This window comes from Pectobacterium sp. F1-1 (assembly GCF_025643735.1).
Taxonomy (GTDB): Bacteria; Pseudomonadota; Gammaproteobacteria; order Enterobacterales; family Enterobacteriaceae; genus Pectobacterium; species Pectobacterium colocasium.
The window spans coordinates 3,126,250-3,141,222 of record NZ_CP104733.1 but is presented as its reverse complement, the minus strand read 5'-3'; the positions used below and the strand labels follow the sequence as shown (position 1 = coordinate 3,141,222).

10 protein-coding genes and 3 tRNA genes are annotated in these 14,973 nt (G+C 46.4%); 10 read left to right on the top strand and 3 right to left on the bottom strand.

Annotated features, from left to right (window positions below):
• The first annotated feature begins 6 nt into the window (after window positions 1-6).
• From pgsA to NAL19_RS13930, 10 genes are all read left to right on the top strand, one after another.
• The gene (gene pgsA / locus NAL19_RS13975) at window positions 7-555 is read left to right on the top strand and encodes a CDP-diacylglycerol--glycerol-3-phosphate 3-phosphatidyltransferase (RefSeq protein WP_039533720.1); all 549 of its coding nucleotides are present in this window, start codon (window positions 7-9) and stop codon (window positions 553-555) included.
• A 139-nt stretch (window positions 556-694) separates the two neighbouring features.
• Window positions 695-770: transfer RNA gene (locus NAL19_RS13970), tRNA-Gly, on the top strand.
• A gap of 51 nt (window positions 771-821) precedes the next feature.
• Window positions 822-895: transfer RNA gene (locus tag NAL19_RS13965), tRNA-Cys, on the top strand.
• Between the two features lie 8 nt (window positions 896-903).
• A tRNA-Leu gene (locus tag NAL19_RS13960) sits at window positions 904-990 on the top strand.
• Window positions 991-1,192: 202 nt separating this feature from the next.
• On the top strand, window positions 1,193-2,452 hold the full coding sequence (locus tag NAL19_RS13955; protein WP_263057662.1) for a tyrosine-type recombinase/integrase: 1,260 nt from the start codon (window positions 1,193-1,195) through the stop codon (window positions 2,450-2,452).
• A gap of 136 nt (window positions 2,453-2,588) precedes the next feature.
• Window positions 2,589-5,369, top strand: coding sequence for a type I restriction-modification enzyme R subunit C-terminal domain-containing protein (locus tag NAL19_RS13950; RefSeq protein WP_263057661.1), 2,781 nt, complete (start codon window positions 2,589-2,591; stop codon window positions 5,367-5,369).
• Window positions 5,366-7,162, top strand: coding sequence for a restriction endonuclease subunit S (locus NAL19_RS13945; protein WP_263057660.1), 1,797 nt, complete (start codon window positions 5,366-5,368; stop codon window positions 7,160-7,162). Before NAL19_RS13950 ends, NAL19_RS13945 begins: the two co-directional genes overlap by 4 nt.
• Window positions 7,163-7,165: 3 nt before the next feature.
• A complete protein-coding gene (locus NAL19_RS13940) occupies window positions 7,166-8,896 on the top strand; it encodes an AAA family ATPase (RefSeq protein ID WP_263057659.1) in 1,731 nt (576 codons plus the stop codon).
• On the top strand, window positions 8,893-9,705 hold the full coding sequence (locus NAL19_RS13935) for a hypothetical protein (RefSeq protein ID WP_263057658.1): 813 nt from the start codon (window positions 8,893-8,895) through the stop codon (window positions 9,703-9,705). Before NAL19_RS13940 ends, NAL19_RS13935 begins: the two co-directional genes overlap by 4 nt.
• Before the next feature lies 1 nt (window position 9,706).
• The gene (locus NAL19_RS13930; RefSeq protein WP_263057657.1) at window positions 9,707-11,221 is read left to right on the top strand and encodes a class I SAM-dependent DNA methyltransferase; all 1,515 of its coding nucleotides are present in this window, start codon (window positions 9,707-9,709) and stop codon (window positions 11,219-11,221) included.
• A 208-nt stretch (window positions 11,222-11,429) separates the two neighbouring features.
• Here the strand turns inward: NAL19_RS13930 and NAL19_RS13925 are convergent, their stop codons facing one another.
• Genes NAL19_RS13925 through NAL19_RS13915 form a run of 3 tightly spaced genes read right to left on the bottom strand, consistent with a single transcriptional unit; the run spans window position 11,430 to window position 14,635 of the window.
• Window positions 11,430-12,881 carry a hypothetical protein gene (locus tag NAL19_RS13925; protein ID WP_263057656.1) on the bottom strand — a complete coding sequence of 484 codons (1,452 nt, stop codon included), beginning with the start codon at window positions 12,879-12,881 and terminating at the stop codon, window positions 11,430-11,432.
• Window positions 12,881-13,726 carry a hypothetical protein gene (locus NAL19_RS13920; protein ID WP_103158361.1) on the bottom strand — a complete coding sequence of 282 codons (846 nt, stop codon included), beginning with the start codon at window positions 13,724-13,726 and terminating at the stop codon, window positions 12,881-12,883. The genes NAL19_RS13925 and NAL19_RS13920 overlap by 1 nt, the downstream gene beginning before the upstream one ends.
• 3 nt (window positions 13,727-13,729) lie before the next feature.
• Window positions 13,730-14,635 carry a helix-turn-helix transcriptional regulator gene (locus NAL19_RS13915; RefSeq protein WP_263057655.1) on the bottom strand — a complete coding sequence of 302 codons (906 nt, stop codon included), beginning with the start codon at window positions 14,633-14,635 and terminating at the stop codon, window positions 13,730-13,732.
• Window positions 14,636-14,973: the final 338 nt, after the last annotated feature.

Genomic DNA, 14,973 nt, shown 5'->3' with positions numbered 1-14,973 from the left:
AGCGCTATGCAATTTAATATACCGACGTTGCTTACCCTGTTTCGTGTTGCTCTTATTCCGTTTTTTGTGCTGGCGTTTTATCTTCCGTTCGTCTGGGCACCACTGCTTTGTGCGCTGATTTTCGTATTTGCTGCCGTGACGGATTGGTTTGATGGTTTCCTTGCCCGCCGCTGGAAACAGACCACGCGTTTTGGCGCCTTCCTTGATCCCGTTGCGGATAAAGTGATGGTGGCTGTCGCGTTGGTGCTGGTTGCGGAATACTATCATTCCTGGTGGATTACGCTGCCAGCAGCAACGATGATCGCGCGGGAAATCATTATTTCCGCCTTGCGCGAATGGATGGCTGAAATTGGCAAAAGAAGTAGCGTCGCCGTGTCGTGGGTAGGAAAGGTGAAAACTACGGCTCAGATGATGGCGCTTTTTGCTTTGCTATGGCGGCCGGAACGCATTGTTGAAGGTGTTGGTGTTGTGGCGTTGTACATCGCGGCGGTGCTCACTTTCTGGTCCATGTTCCAATATTTAAACGCGGCGCGTCACGATTTGCTTGAACCTTGATCGAAGCGCCGTAAAAATCAGCAAACGAACGTGGTTGCTTGATAATTCTGTTGACTCATCGTGTCAGGTCAGTAGAATGCACCGCATCAACAGCAACGCTGGTTTGTAAGAAGTTAAAAAAATCAGTAAGTTCTGTGTTGCGGGAATAGCTCAGTTGGTAGAGCACGACCTTGCCAAGGTCGGGGTCGCGAGTTCGAGTCTCGTTTCCCGCTCCAATTTAAAGCATCGGCAATAGCGGATGTTGGTCATTGAGACCTGAATATTTTGGCGCGTTAACAAAGCGGTTATGTAGCGGATTGCAAATCCGTCTAGTCCGGTTCGACTCCGGAACGCGCCTCCAATATTTATGCCCGGGTGGTGAAATCGGTAGACACAAGGGATTTAAAATCCCTCGGCGTTCGCGCTGTGCGGGTTCAAGTCCCGCCCCGGGCACCATTGATACATCAATAGACGTCAACCGACGTCTATTTTTTTGCCTAAAACCCACGGTTTTACTGGCTTCCCCTTCATTCCATACTCTCCCAACGTCAACGCAATTCAACCTACATCAACTTGCTTGTGAGTATACATCTGAGTATATATGTTGGTTCTATCTTGCTCTGTATACTCACCGTAAGCACCAATGAGGATATTGATAATGGCTCTGACCGATATCAAAGTGCGTTCGGCAAAACCAGAAGAAAAAGAGTATTCACTGACTGACGGTGATGGGATGTTTCTGCTGGTTCATCCCAATGGTTCCAAATACTGGCGGCTGCGTTTTCGTTTTGGTGGCAAGCAACATCTCATGGCATTAGGCGTTTATCCTGAAGTCTCTCTTTCTGAAGCGCGTCAGAAACGGGATGACGCTCGGAAGCAGGTCGCTGCGGGCATCGATCCCCGCGAACATAAGAAAGCGGTAAAAGCCAAACAGGAAGAGGATGAAAAGACCTTCGAAGTTGTGGCTCGCGCCTGGCACGCCGACAACAAGAAGTGGTCGGAATCCCATGGCGAACGTATCCTGAAAAGCCTGAGCGACAATATTTTCCCCGCTATTGGCAGCACACATATCGCAGATTTGAAAACACGCGACTTGCTGACACCGATTAAAAACGTTGAACGCTCTGGACGTTTAGAAGTGGCTAAGCGTCTAAAACAACGTGTGACTGCCATCATGACCTATGCCGTACAAAATGGACTGATTGACTATAACCCGGCGCAAGATATGGCAGGGGCAATTATGCCCGGCAAAGTCGAACACCGCCCTGCGTTGGAACTCGAACGCTTGCCTGAACTTCTTGGCCGGATCGACGGTTACAAAGGTCGTGAATTTACCAAGTGGGTTATTAACCTCTCCCTACTGATTTTCATTCGTTCCAGCGAACTCCGTTTTGCCCGCTGGCCGGAAATCGACTTCGAGCGTGCCTTATGGACGATTCCCCCAGAGCGTGAACCAATCCCCGGCGTGAAGTTCTCCGAACGCGGTTCAAAAATGCACACGCCACACCTTGTTCCACTAAGCCGTCAGGCTCTGGAGATCCTTAAAAAGATCAGAGAAGTGAGTGGGCATTGCGAGCTGGTTTTCATTGGCGATCATTCGTCACGAAAACCTGTTAGTGAAGGGACGGTAAACAAAGCGCTGCAAACCATGGGCTACGACACCAAAACGGAAGTATGCGGTCATGGCTTTCGCACCATGGCCTGTAGTTCGTTAATTGAGTCAGGGTTGTGGTCTAGGGATGCGGTAGAGCGACAGATGAGCCATCAGGAACGTAACGGTGTTCGTGCTGCGTACATTCATAAAGCGGAGCATCTGGATGAACGTCGTTTGATGTTGCAGTGGTGGGCGGATTTTCTCGATGCGAATCGGGAGAAGGCGGTGAGTGCGTTTGATTTTGGGAAGTTATTGGCTGGCTAATTCATAGTAAATAACAGGTTGTAACTCTGGAAAGCGTTACAACCTAATAAAGTAGAATTATTAAAAGAGCTATTTTTTTGAACATTATTTTGACCTATAAGACTGTATACACACGCTGGTAAAGGAGGAAGCACGTATGACGCCAGAAGCGAAGGCGCGCCAGATAATCGATTCGAGGCTAGAACAAGCCGGTTGGATTATTCAGGATATGAAGCAAGTTAACCTGTCGGCAGGCCTTGGTGTAGTGATACGTGAATTCCCCACAGACAGTGGACCTGCGGATTATGTGTTGTTCATAAACCGGGATATGGTCGGCGTCATTGAAGCTAAAAGGGATAGCGTTGGTGAAAATATTACAGTAACTGAGACTCAGTCTGACCGTTATGCTTCGGCCAAACTGAAATGGCGGAAAGACTCGTCTCCTCTGCGTTTCCTATTTCAAGCTACGGGGCAAATCATCCGCTTTACTGATAATGCGGATCCCTCCCCGCGCTCGCGCGAGATCTTCCACTTCTTCAAACCGGAAACCTTGGCAACCTGGCTGGATCAACCAGAGACCCTGCGACGCCGTTTGGCCGAGCAGATGCCTGCCTTGCCAGAGCGTAATTTACGCGACTGCCAAATTAGTGCAGTAACTGGTCTGGAAGCATCGTTGGCCCAGAATAAGCCGAGAGCTTTAGTACATATGGCTACTGGTGCGGGCAAAACCTTTACGGCGATCACTTCGGTGTACCGATTGCTTAAATTTGGCGGTGCTAAGCGTATTCTCTTTTTGGTGGATACTCGTAACCTCGGCAAACAAGCACATCAAGAGTTCATGGCTTACACTCCGCCGGATGATGGGCGTAAGTTTACCGAACTCTATAACGTACAACGTTTGAATTCTCCGAATGTCGATCCTCATGCGCAGGTGTGTATCAGCACCATCCAACGGATGTATTCCATCCTAAGTGGAGAGCCTATAGACGAGTCGGCTGAAGATGTTTCTCTTAATGAGGTGCAACAAACCAGTCGGCAAGAAAAGCTGGTCCGCTACAATCCGCTTGTTCCGGTAGAGACTTTCGACTTCATCATTATCGATGAATGCCATCGAAGCATTTACAACCTTTGGAAGCAGGTTCTCGATTACTTTGACGCCAGTTTGGTAGGCCTGACCGCTACCCCTGATAAGCGTACCTTTGGCTTTTTTAACGAAAACATTGTGGCTGAATACACTTATGAACAATCAGTCGCTGATGGAGTCAACGTCGGTTACGACGTCTACGAAATCGAAACGGAAATAACCAAGAAAGGTTCTGAACTTAAAGCTAAAGAATGGGTGGATCATCGTGACCGACAAACGCGCAAAAAGCGTTGGAGTGAAACTGAGGAAGATACCATTTATTCAGGGAAAGAGTTGGATCGTTCTGTAGTTAATCCCAGCCAGATCCGCAAAGTGATCCTTGCGATGAAGAATGCAGTTGAAAAACAGATCTTTCCATCCCGGCAAGAGACACCCAAAACACTTATTTTTGCTAAAACAGACAGCCACGCTGATGACATCATCAATATAGTGCGTGAAATCTATGACCAAGGGAATGCATTTTGCAAGAAAGTCACTTATCGATCGGACGAAGATGTGGATAGTGTCCTCAGTAGTTTTCGTAATGACTACAACCCGCGTATCGCTGTGACAGTGGATATGATTGCCACTGGTACGGATATCAAACCGTTGGAAGTTCTGCTGTTTATGCGTGATGTTCGCAGCAAGGGTTACTACGAGCAGATGAAAGGCCGGGGTGTGCGATCGCTTGATAGCGATAGCTTGAAGCGTGTGAGTAACAGTGCTGACGGCGCGAAAAGCTGCTTCGTACTGATTGATGCTGTTGGGGTGGAGAAATCGCTCAAAACTGAGAGCCGCCCACTAGAGAAAAAGCCGAATATTGCGCTGAAGGATCTACTTCAGGGTGTCGCGATGGGGAGTAGGGATGATGACACCGTTTTGTCACTGGCTAATCGTCTTGTCCGGCTAGCCAAACAGTTGGATGACAAAGCCAAGGCTAGGATTGAAGAAGCCTCTGGGGGACTGAGTATTGGTGATCTCGGTAAAGGTTTGATCACTGCACTGGATCCCGATGCTATTGTTGCTACAGCGCTGGATATTACTCTCTCACAGGGACTCACCCGTAACGAAGAGACCTTATTGCCTGAGGAGATAGCTGCTGCTCGTGCTGGCCGTGTCGCTGAAGCTTGTGCTCCTTTTGATAAACCATCATTGCGTGATGCTATTGAGAATGCTTGCCGTGAGCGAGAGCAACTGATTGACCATATCAACCTGGATCAGGTCATCTTCTCCGGCTTCTCTGAACAGGCTGAGAGCCAAGCTAAAGCTAATATTGCTGAATTTGTGAGTTATATTCAACTGCATAAGGATGAAATTGCTGCACTTAGCTTCTTCTATCAACAACCTTACCAGCGACGGGCATTGACCTTTGACATGATCGAGGAATTGCACGAACATCTCGCCAAGCCGCCATTGATGCTGACCACTGAACGACTATGGAGTGCCTATGAGCGGGTTCAGACTAACCAGGTCAAGGGAGTTGAGCGCAAACGTCAACTCACCGATCTGGTCTCGCTGGTCCGTTTTGCACTGGGGCTGGAGAGTGAACTCAAACCTTTTGCCGATGAGGTAGATAAGCGCTTCCAGACCTGGATTTTCCGCCATAATGCTCAGCGAGCTAGTGCCTTTACCCCAGAGCAAACCGAATGGTTACGCTTGATTAAAGAGCATATAGCCAGCAGTTGTAGTATTCAGCGCGATGACTTTGACTACGCCGAACTGGCCGATAAGGGCGGGTTGCAGAAGGCCTGGCAACTATTTGATAAGGAACTAGATACCTTGATAAACGAAATGAATAAGGAATTGGTGGCGTGAGAGAATTGCCGTGTGGATGGGTATATGCCTGCTTACCTGAACTCATTTCTAATGATGGCATTTTTGTAGACGGTGATTGGATTGAGAGCAAGGATCAAGATCCCACTGGTGACATTCGACTTATTCAACTTGCTGATATTGGCGATGGTCGGTACTTGAATAAGTCGAATCGTTTTCTCACACACTCAACTGCTATTGAATTGGGGTGCACATTCCTAAAACGTGGCGATGTGCTGATAGCTAGAATGCCTGACCCATTGGGGCGGGCATGTTTGTTCCCCGGCGATAATAAACAGTCAGTAACAGTGGTTGATGTGTGTGTTGTCCGAGGAAGAGAAGAGCATTTTGATCGCTCTTGGTTGATGCATTTCATCAACGCACCATCATTCAGAGCCGATATTCATTCATTGCAAAGTGGTTCAACACGAAAACGAATTTCTCGCGGTAACTTAAGTACTTTGAAACTACCAGTGCCTCCCCGTGCTGAACAAACCCGCATCGTCACCAAACTCGAAGAGCTACTGGCAGATCTCGATGCGGGTGTAGCCGAGCTTAAAACTGCACAGAAAAAGCTTTTCCAGTATCGCCAGTCATTGCTCAAAGCCGCCGTCGAAGGGACTTTGACAGCAGAGTGGCGAGAGAGCAACCCACCGTTCGAGAGTGGATCACAACTGTTGGAACGCATTCTGCTTGAGCGCCGCGCTCGCTGGGAAGCCAAGCAGTTGGCCAAGTTTACCGAGCAGGGCAAAAAACCACCGAAGGACTGGCAGAAAAAATACCCTGAGCCGGTGCAACCCGATACTACTGATTTACCGCAACTGCCGGAGGGGTGGGTTTGGGCGAGTGTGGAACAAATTGCTTCTGATGAACAATACAGCCTTGCTATAGGACCATTTGGCAGCAACCTTAAAGTTTCTGATTACCGTGCTTCAGGTGTGCCTTTGGTCTTTGTTCGCAATATTCGCTCAGGCAATTACGGTGGTGAGAACACCAGGTTTGTATCACAGGTAAAAGCAAACGAGCTAAGTGCGCATGGTGTAATGCCGGGTGATGTCATAGTTACAAAAATGGGCGAGCCACCAGGGGATGCAGACGTATATCCAGACGATCAGCCTCCCGCGATTATCACGGCAGATTGCATAAAAATTCGATGCTGTGGCGAATTAATGAACCCATTATTTTTGAAAATAGCGATCAATTCGAATGTTGGAAAGCGTCAAATTGAGCCAATGACTAAAGGTGTAGCCCAAAAAAAGGTAAGCCTTGGTCGATTCAGTAAGTTAGCGGTCCCTGTACCACCAGCCAATGAACAATCTCTAATTGTGCGGATGGTTGGCGAAGCAGACAACGATGCTTTTGTACAATTGGCTGCTATCGATTTATCGCTCAAACAATGCAGCGCCCAACGCCAAAATATTCTGCGTGCCGCATTCTCTGGGCAATTAGTAACGCAGGAGCCTAATGATGAACCTGCCAGCGTGCTGCTGGAACGCATCCGTATCCAACTCGCGGAACAAGCTAAACAACCTAAACCGCGCAGAACCAAGAACAAAAAAAAGGAGCTCTCGACTGTGACCCGCAAATTAGTTGATGTACTCACTGAAGCGAGCGACTGGTTACCAGCACAAGATGCTTTTCAGCTCTGTGGGATAGCTGATAGTGCTCAAACCGAAGAGGTTGAAATGCTGTATGCCGAGTTGCGAGTGTTGGATAAAGATAAACGGTTGTTAGTTGATGTGGTCATGGACGAAGAAGGCCGCAAAATTGGCGATCGCCTAAAGTTGGTAGGTTAAGCTATGCGTTTGGATAAGCTCACTATAGGCAGCCCTAAAGACAGCCCAACCCACCAGTTCAAAAACCTGAAGAATGTCATTATCGATTTCGATCAGGATCATTGGGTTACTGTGGTAATTGGTTGGAACGGTACGGGCAAGTCAAATGTGCTAGAGGCACTGGCTATAATTTTTCGTGATTTAATCGCCAAAAAACGCTCGCCAGTTTTTGCCTTTCAGTTGTCTTATCGTATGGGGGCTGGCGATAGTCTCCGGTACATTCATATTGATGCTGATCCTGATCGAGAAAAAGAATCTTTTATTATCCATGTTGCGACGGATGCAGAGGCCCATGGTAAGGGAACTTTCGCTCCCTTCCTCGATGGGGAGGGAGATGTCTCAGCTCTACGTGGCAGAGTGATAAAATTTAGTACCTTTTTGAATGCTGGTGTTGAGCATCTTCCTCGTTATGTATTCAGCTACTATTCGGGCGAAAGTTCGCGTATGCACGAGATTTTCCGGCCTTATTTGGAAAGTTATGATAGTAAGCTACGCAATGGTGAAGATCCTGGCTTAAAACGATTGTTCTATGCCATGCCGGTACACAGCCAATTCGTCCTGCTCGCTTTTCTGATTCAACAGTCTGATATTGTTAGGAACTTTCTGGATGAGCATTTAGGTCTCGATCCAGATGAGGGGATTGAATCTGTACTGTTTGTGTTGAGACAACCACCATGGAAATCCAAAGCTCCAGATGGGGATAGTCGCTTCTGGAATGCACGAGGAGTCGTGCGTGATTTCTTATCGCACCTCTATGACATTGCATTGGCACCGATTGAGGTATCACGGCGTGTGTCAACTTCTATCTGGAACAAAGAAACACTGCAATTTAAATATCTCTATATAAAGGATATTGATGCGCTGCGGCGCTTGGTCGGCAGTCAAGCGCCAGCCGAATTCTTTCGGGATTTGGAAAGCACTTATGTCTCTGAACTGATCGAAGAGGTTCGTATTCGCGTTCGTTTAAAGAAAAACGAAGGGTATGTGACCTTTCGAGAGCTCAGCGAAGGCGAACAACAGTTACTGACAGTACTAGGGCTCCTGCGCTTTACTGCCGAAGACGAAAGTCTGTTTTTATTGGATGAGCCGGATACTCATTTGAACCCTAGGTGGAGTGTGGATTATATCTCATACCTAAAACAGTTTATTGCTAGTGGTACTAAGCAAGAAGAGACAAGTCACATCTTACTGACAACTCATAACCCACTTGCTATTGCCGAACTGGATCGTGAACAAGTACAGATCCTGCGGATGACCAAAGAGAATGAGCAACGACGAGTTGTGGCCTGTTACCCAGAGATGGCTCCACGAGGGATGGGGTATGCGGCAATCGTGACCAGTGATATGTTCGGGATTGCATCGTCACTCGATCTCCCAACACAGGAACTTTTGGAGACCCAGCGAGCTTTCGCAGCCAAGGAAAAACTTACCGAACAAGAGCAGAATGACTTAGACCTCACAAACGCGCAATTGGATCGGCTTGGATTCCGCTTTTTCCACCCCGATGACGAGTACTCGCGCTACTTACGGTTGCGCAATGACCTGCTGGTTCAGAAATTTGAAACAGCACAGCCCAAACAACTCGCCACACATGTGGTGCAAATGTCTCGGGCTGAGCGCGAGGAACTGGCTAAACGGCTTATCGCCGAACTGCTGTCCGGCTCTGCGAATCCACCTGAAGGGGCTGCTTCATGAGGTATGTCGATCGCTCAAGACTTGTGAAGCCAACTGGCTGGACTCAACGCTCTCAAACTGCTGCTCAGGCAGTCGCTACTGGCGAGAATCCGAACGACTACGATCAGGTTTGGCGTGCCCTCAAAGATGGGCTGGCTACGCTTTTACACGACAAATGTTGGTACTGCGAATCCCCCGTGGACCGGTCAGACAACGCTGTTGATCACTTCCGTCCAAAGAATCGCGTCAGTGATGCAGCCAATTTTCACGCAGGCTATCGCTGGTTGGCTTTTGACGAAAGCAATTTCCGCTATGCTTGTACCTTTTGCAACAGTCGGCGTAAGGATCAAGAGGGTGGTACAGTTGGTGGTAAGGCTGATCGCTTTCCTCTGGTTAACGAAGCACAGCGTGTTTACTCAGTAGGGTCTGTAACTGCTGAGCAACCACTGTTACTAGACCCTTGCGAGATTTCAGACTGGCGCCTACTTGGTTGCCATCAAGAAAATGGTCAGCCATGTGCAGCCAGTACTGACCCTATCTCTAAGCAACGAGCTGAAGCGTCCATCGAAATTTATCACCTTCACTACGAACCGACATGCAAGCGACGCCATGCTGCAGTAGTTCAACTGATGTCTGATATAGATGAGGGCAAACGCTTATTCGAGCTGGCAACGCAAGATCTAAATCGCGCGGGTGACTTCAAGGCCGTTGCTGCGCGATTGCGACGAGCCATTGACCGCGATTCGCCTTACAGTGGCGACATGCATTTTCTTCTACGGGGGCAGCGAAGCGAAGCTCATCCCTGGATACAAGAACTCTTAGAGGCCTGATATGAACGCAAGCACCCTTGTCCAGAAACTTTGGAATTTCTGCAACACTCTTCGCGATGACGGTGTTGGCTATGGGGATTATTTAGAACAGTTGACTTATTTGCTGTTTCTGAAGTTAGCTCACGAATATGCACAAGAGCCATATAACCACGAAACAAAGATTCCTAAAGGCTATGACTGGGACAGTTTGAGCCGTAAAACAGGGGAACCGTTAGAAGCCCATTATTTGGCAACTTTGCATAAACTAGGGCAGCAATCAGGGATGCTTGGAGCTATCTTTTTTAAAGCTCAGAATAAGATTCAAGACCCAGCCAAGCTCTCTCGGTTGGTTCAGCTAATCGATGCTGAACGTTGGATTAGTCTTGATTCCGATACTAAAGGTGATCTATATGAAGGCTTGCTGCAAAAGAACGCCGAAGATACTAAGAGTGGGGCTGGGCAGTATTTTACACCTCGGGCAATCATACAAGCGATAGTAGCTTGTATTCAGCCAGTCCCTATGAAAACCATAGCTGATCCTGCTTGTGGAACAGGTGGTTTCTTCTTGGTTGCTAATGAGTGGCTATCTGGTACTGGGCAATGGATAAAAGAAAATAAAGCTTGGTTGTCTCGTGAAATCCCAAAGTTAAATAGTAAGCAGGCACGTTTTTTACGTGAAGGAACATTTTATGGCAATGAGATTGTTTCTAATACTCGTCGCATGTGCCTAATGAATCTGTTCTTGCATAATATCGGTGAGCTGAATGGTGAACCCGTTATTGAGCGTGCTGATGCCTTAATTTCTGAGCCTAGAATTAAAGTGGATTACGTGCTGGCCAACCCGCCATTTGGCAAGAAGAGCAGCATGATTATTACTAACGAAGAAGGTGAAGAAGACCACGATGCGTTGACTTATGAGCGTCAGGATTTTTGGGAAACGACTTCTAACAAACAGCTAAACTTTTTGCAGCATATAGTAAGTATGCTGAAATTAGACGGTAAAGCGGCTGTTGTACTGCCTGATAATGTATTGTTTGAAGGTGGGGTAGGGGAAAAGATTCGACGGAAATTGCTGGAAAATTGTGATGTTCACACCATACTGCGTTTACCCTCAGGTATTTTTTATGCACAAGGCGTGAAAGCTAACGTTGTGTTCTTTGATGCAAAGCCTAAAGATGGGAAAATTCATACAAAAGGAATTTGGTTCTATGATCTGCGTACTGGCAAGCATTTTACGTTAAAGACTCGTACGCTAAAACTAAATGACTTGCAGGATTTTATCGCTTGCTATAACCCAAAAAATCGTCACAAAAGACAAGAAACTGAACGTTTCAAGTTCTTCAGCTATGAAGATCTTGTAGCTAGAGATAAGGCTAGTCTTGACATTTTTTGGTTGAAAGACGACAGCCTGGATAATCTTGAAGACTTGCCGCCACCAGATGTTCTACAGCACGAAATTATTGAACATTTAGAAGCTGCATTAACCGCTTTCCGCGAAGTGGCTAATGGGTTACAAGTCGCATCAAAATCCAAATAGTTAAATAATAAATAGCTAGTTATCCAATTCTTATGGATAACTAGCATATAAAAATTTTTTGCAAAGATAATTGGCTAATTTAATGAGCTACTGACTTCAATATTAAGTTGGCACTAATACAACTTATATTTACCTTATGGTTTTCTTGCTTCTGCTATAAGTTATAACATCATGTAGTCTACATTGAACGTTGTTTAAACTTATCAAGTTAAGCCATCATAAACGCATCTAGATCGTCTGCGTTTTTGATGATTTTGCTTTCCTCAACACCATAGGCTTGTGCCAGAGTAATACTGCTCTCCAACAGATGGATGTTATTTTTTACGCTGAAAGCAGCTTCTGTTAGTTCGCCCAATGCGGCGAAGTCGGACAGAATACGATTAAGCACTCGCTGCTCAACATCGTCCAGACGGCGAGTAAAGTCGTCCATCCTTGCCTGTAGAGCTCGACGTATTTTACTGTCCAGACCTTTGGCAACAGCAACCATAAACTTCCCTGAGATGGAGCCAATTAATGCGCCAAGAACAGGTACGGGAATTAACGCTTGACCTGCGATGGACATAGCTCCGACGATTGCAGACTCAGCGCAGATGATAAGTCCGAGATCAGTAAACTCATCAATATTTATCTCACCACGCTGATAAGAGATTGCAAGACTTCCCACTCCTTTAGCAGCGGTGACCAGCGCACTGGCAAATGGAGCCCCCATAGAGGCATAGTTAGTTAGGGTATAAATCGCTCCAGCGGATACCCCGCCGATAGCAGCACCTTTGAGTGTATCCAATCCAACGTCCTGCCAGTCCTGCACATCGAACTCTCCATGAAAAATATTTTTACCCTCACGATATTTGCTATATATCCCTGCTCCAAGTGCAAAAAAACCGCCGAAAGCAGCCCCCATCGCTGTTGCACGCATTCCTTCACTCAGAGATGGTTGGTGATCGTCGATAATCTCCGCTTTTTTGGCTTCGTTCTGTTTTGCTAATTCCTGATCATGCTTATCAAGCGTTTCGTCGATTTTTCCCCACTGAACGTCTTTATAATCAGAGACACTTGGACGTACAACATCGGCGAATGGTTTCCCCGTCGCGCTCTCAATATCGGCAACCTTATTCTTGATGGCCTGCAATGTTTTTTCGCTCAATCCCTCAACTGGTTTCCCGTCAATTACATCCTGAATGGTCTGCCAGGTATCTTTGGGGATATGGTAAAATGGTTCACCCTTTGTGAAGTCAGGATAGGTTTCCATGTGCTTCAGGACATGCGTTAGATTGTTATTAATGCCGTTTATAAATTTTGACTGTACTTCAAAGCCATCGATCTTGTAGTCCGCAGGAGCTGTGCGGCCCACCCCGTTAAATGTTGCGCGTAAAGCAGATTCATCAACAAGCCCTTCATCGACCGCCTGACGAGCGTTACGCACCCCAACCTCAACTTGTTCAGCAATCTCGCCATGTTTGGTAGCCATCGAGCCCAGAATATTATTAGGGGATGCAATGAAGTCACGTACCTTTTGTATCTGTTCGCCAGCTAGTTCAAACGCTCGATCTTGCTGTGACAACCTGAACAATTCATGTTCTATGCGAATCTGATTGAGAGAATTAACAGCACTGCCGATAAGTTGATCGCCTACTGCGTTATGCATATTGGTATTTTTCATCACTGAATTTTCTTATTGATCAGTTTTGATAACGAATTGATATGGTTAATTAATGCCCCTAATTGAGCTGTCTGGTTTGTATTAAACTGTCTGTAGTCTCGCGGTGCAGTTTTTTCCAGTACATCAACGATGTTTTCAGTCCCTTGATAATGCTCTGATGTCAACACTTTCAATTCTTGCGCACTGCGTTCCATTACCCTGAGTTCGCTAGTCTTGGCACGAACCTGACGTTCTTCCCTCTGAGCTTCCTCAATAATTTTTCCGTTCTTGCGACGTGCAAGTAATGTTCCCCCCGCAATACCCACAGCGCCAATACCCCAGCCAATAGGCCCAGCGAGTGCAAGTAGTGCACTACCAGCTGACATCCCCCCGCCGCCAACTGCTAGCGCTCCCCCACCTAACCATGCCAAAGCTGCATTCGTCGCGGCTGCACCACTTAATGTAGCAATCGCTGTTCCTGTTGATGCCGTTCCAAAAGTTGTTGCTACAGCTAGTGCTGCTGTAGGTGCAAATGCGGCTACCCCTGCACCTACTGCGACTCCTGCAGCAGCAGTCCCTTTACCTACGTGCGATGAGCGATATTCTTCTTCAAGTTTTTCGACAACATTATCAAATTCAGCAATTTCCGTTTTCAGTTCTTCCCATGACTTGTCAAATTCTTTAGGTTTATTGGCTAGCCGACTTACAAAACCTTCCACACGGGGAATTAAATCTTTGCCACATCTCTGACGTAATAAGAAGAGATCTGTGATTTTTTCCTGGGCATTTTTAGCCTGTTTTTCATAATTATTGGTGGTGGTTTGCAAGCTGGATAACGCATCTTTCCTTTCTGAGCCTCGTAACATTTTTTACTCCTTTTGCATAGTGTTGAAAGTATCCCCACAATTTATTTCTATTGCAGCTAACTGCTGATTGAGCAACTGATAAAAACGTTGTTGTAGGTTAATAGGATCTATAATGGTGAGGTTTGGCAGCCAATATCGTAAAAGTGGAAATAGTTGGTTTTCATGCGCCATTTCCGTTTGTACTATCAAGTCGCCATTGCGTTCTTTTCGTATTAATTTCTGTGCGGGTAATACATTGCGCCGTTGAAAGTAGTAGCTGACATCTGCTGCAATCTTAATGTGTACAGTCTGTTTATGAAGAGAGAACCAGACATCATCTTCTTCAGCAAAATATTGCTTTATGTGAGATTCTGGCTTGAAACGTAGTGATGTCAGTTTCAGCCAACGGATTTTAGTGAGTTGAAATCCTTTAACGCTTCCGTTCTCTACTGCGCCAAGATACCAAACACTTTTAATATTCATAAGCTTATAAGGTGAAACGCTACGGTGTTTGTCTTTATAGTGAAACTCGCAGATGCTGCTTTCACGAATCGCTTTATCAAACAGATTGTAGTTATTCTCCAGTATACGTTTGGCTTCGGGGTCCCCCGGAAGTGAACGTATGCTTAATGAAGTGAAATCTGACTGAGATAAGAGTTTTTGGACAGGAATTAGTTCTTCCATACCTAATGTACTGAGGAGGCTTTGTAATTCTTTAAGTGACTGAGATTTGGCGTAAACTGGGGACAATCTGTAGATACCATCACCATCATGGGCGATACGATCACCCAGACGATTAAGGTCGCGATACAGTGTGCGTTCGCTGATTTTGAATTCATCTATCAGCTTTTCGCGTGAGATAAAACCGTATTGATAAAGTTGCGAAATAATAACGGTAATTCTCTGAACCATGACTTCATGTCCGCTCATGTGCAGTACCCCTGTAGCATTTCCTTATCAAATTACGCCTCGTTACTGTCAGGGCGTGTCAGTCAAATGGTTGGATGTCACTTGACTAAGGGTATTACAAATAATCCTTCACTATTTATCGGCAGAATTTGGCTTTTCTTAAAAGGTTCTGTTGTGATGAAGCGATCCCTTTACTCGTCCATTTTACTGGCTTGGGTGTGAGGAAAGTGTTGATAACGATCAACAGTAGTTATTAAGTTGGAGCATGGCACTGTAGCTCAAAAGTGTTTAGCAGACGTCAGGATTGTCGGTGGATTTCATCGCCCTAGTGAAACAAGCACGAATGCCCTTGCTGATTG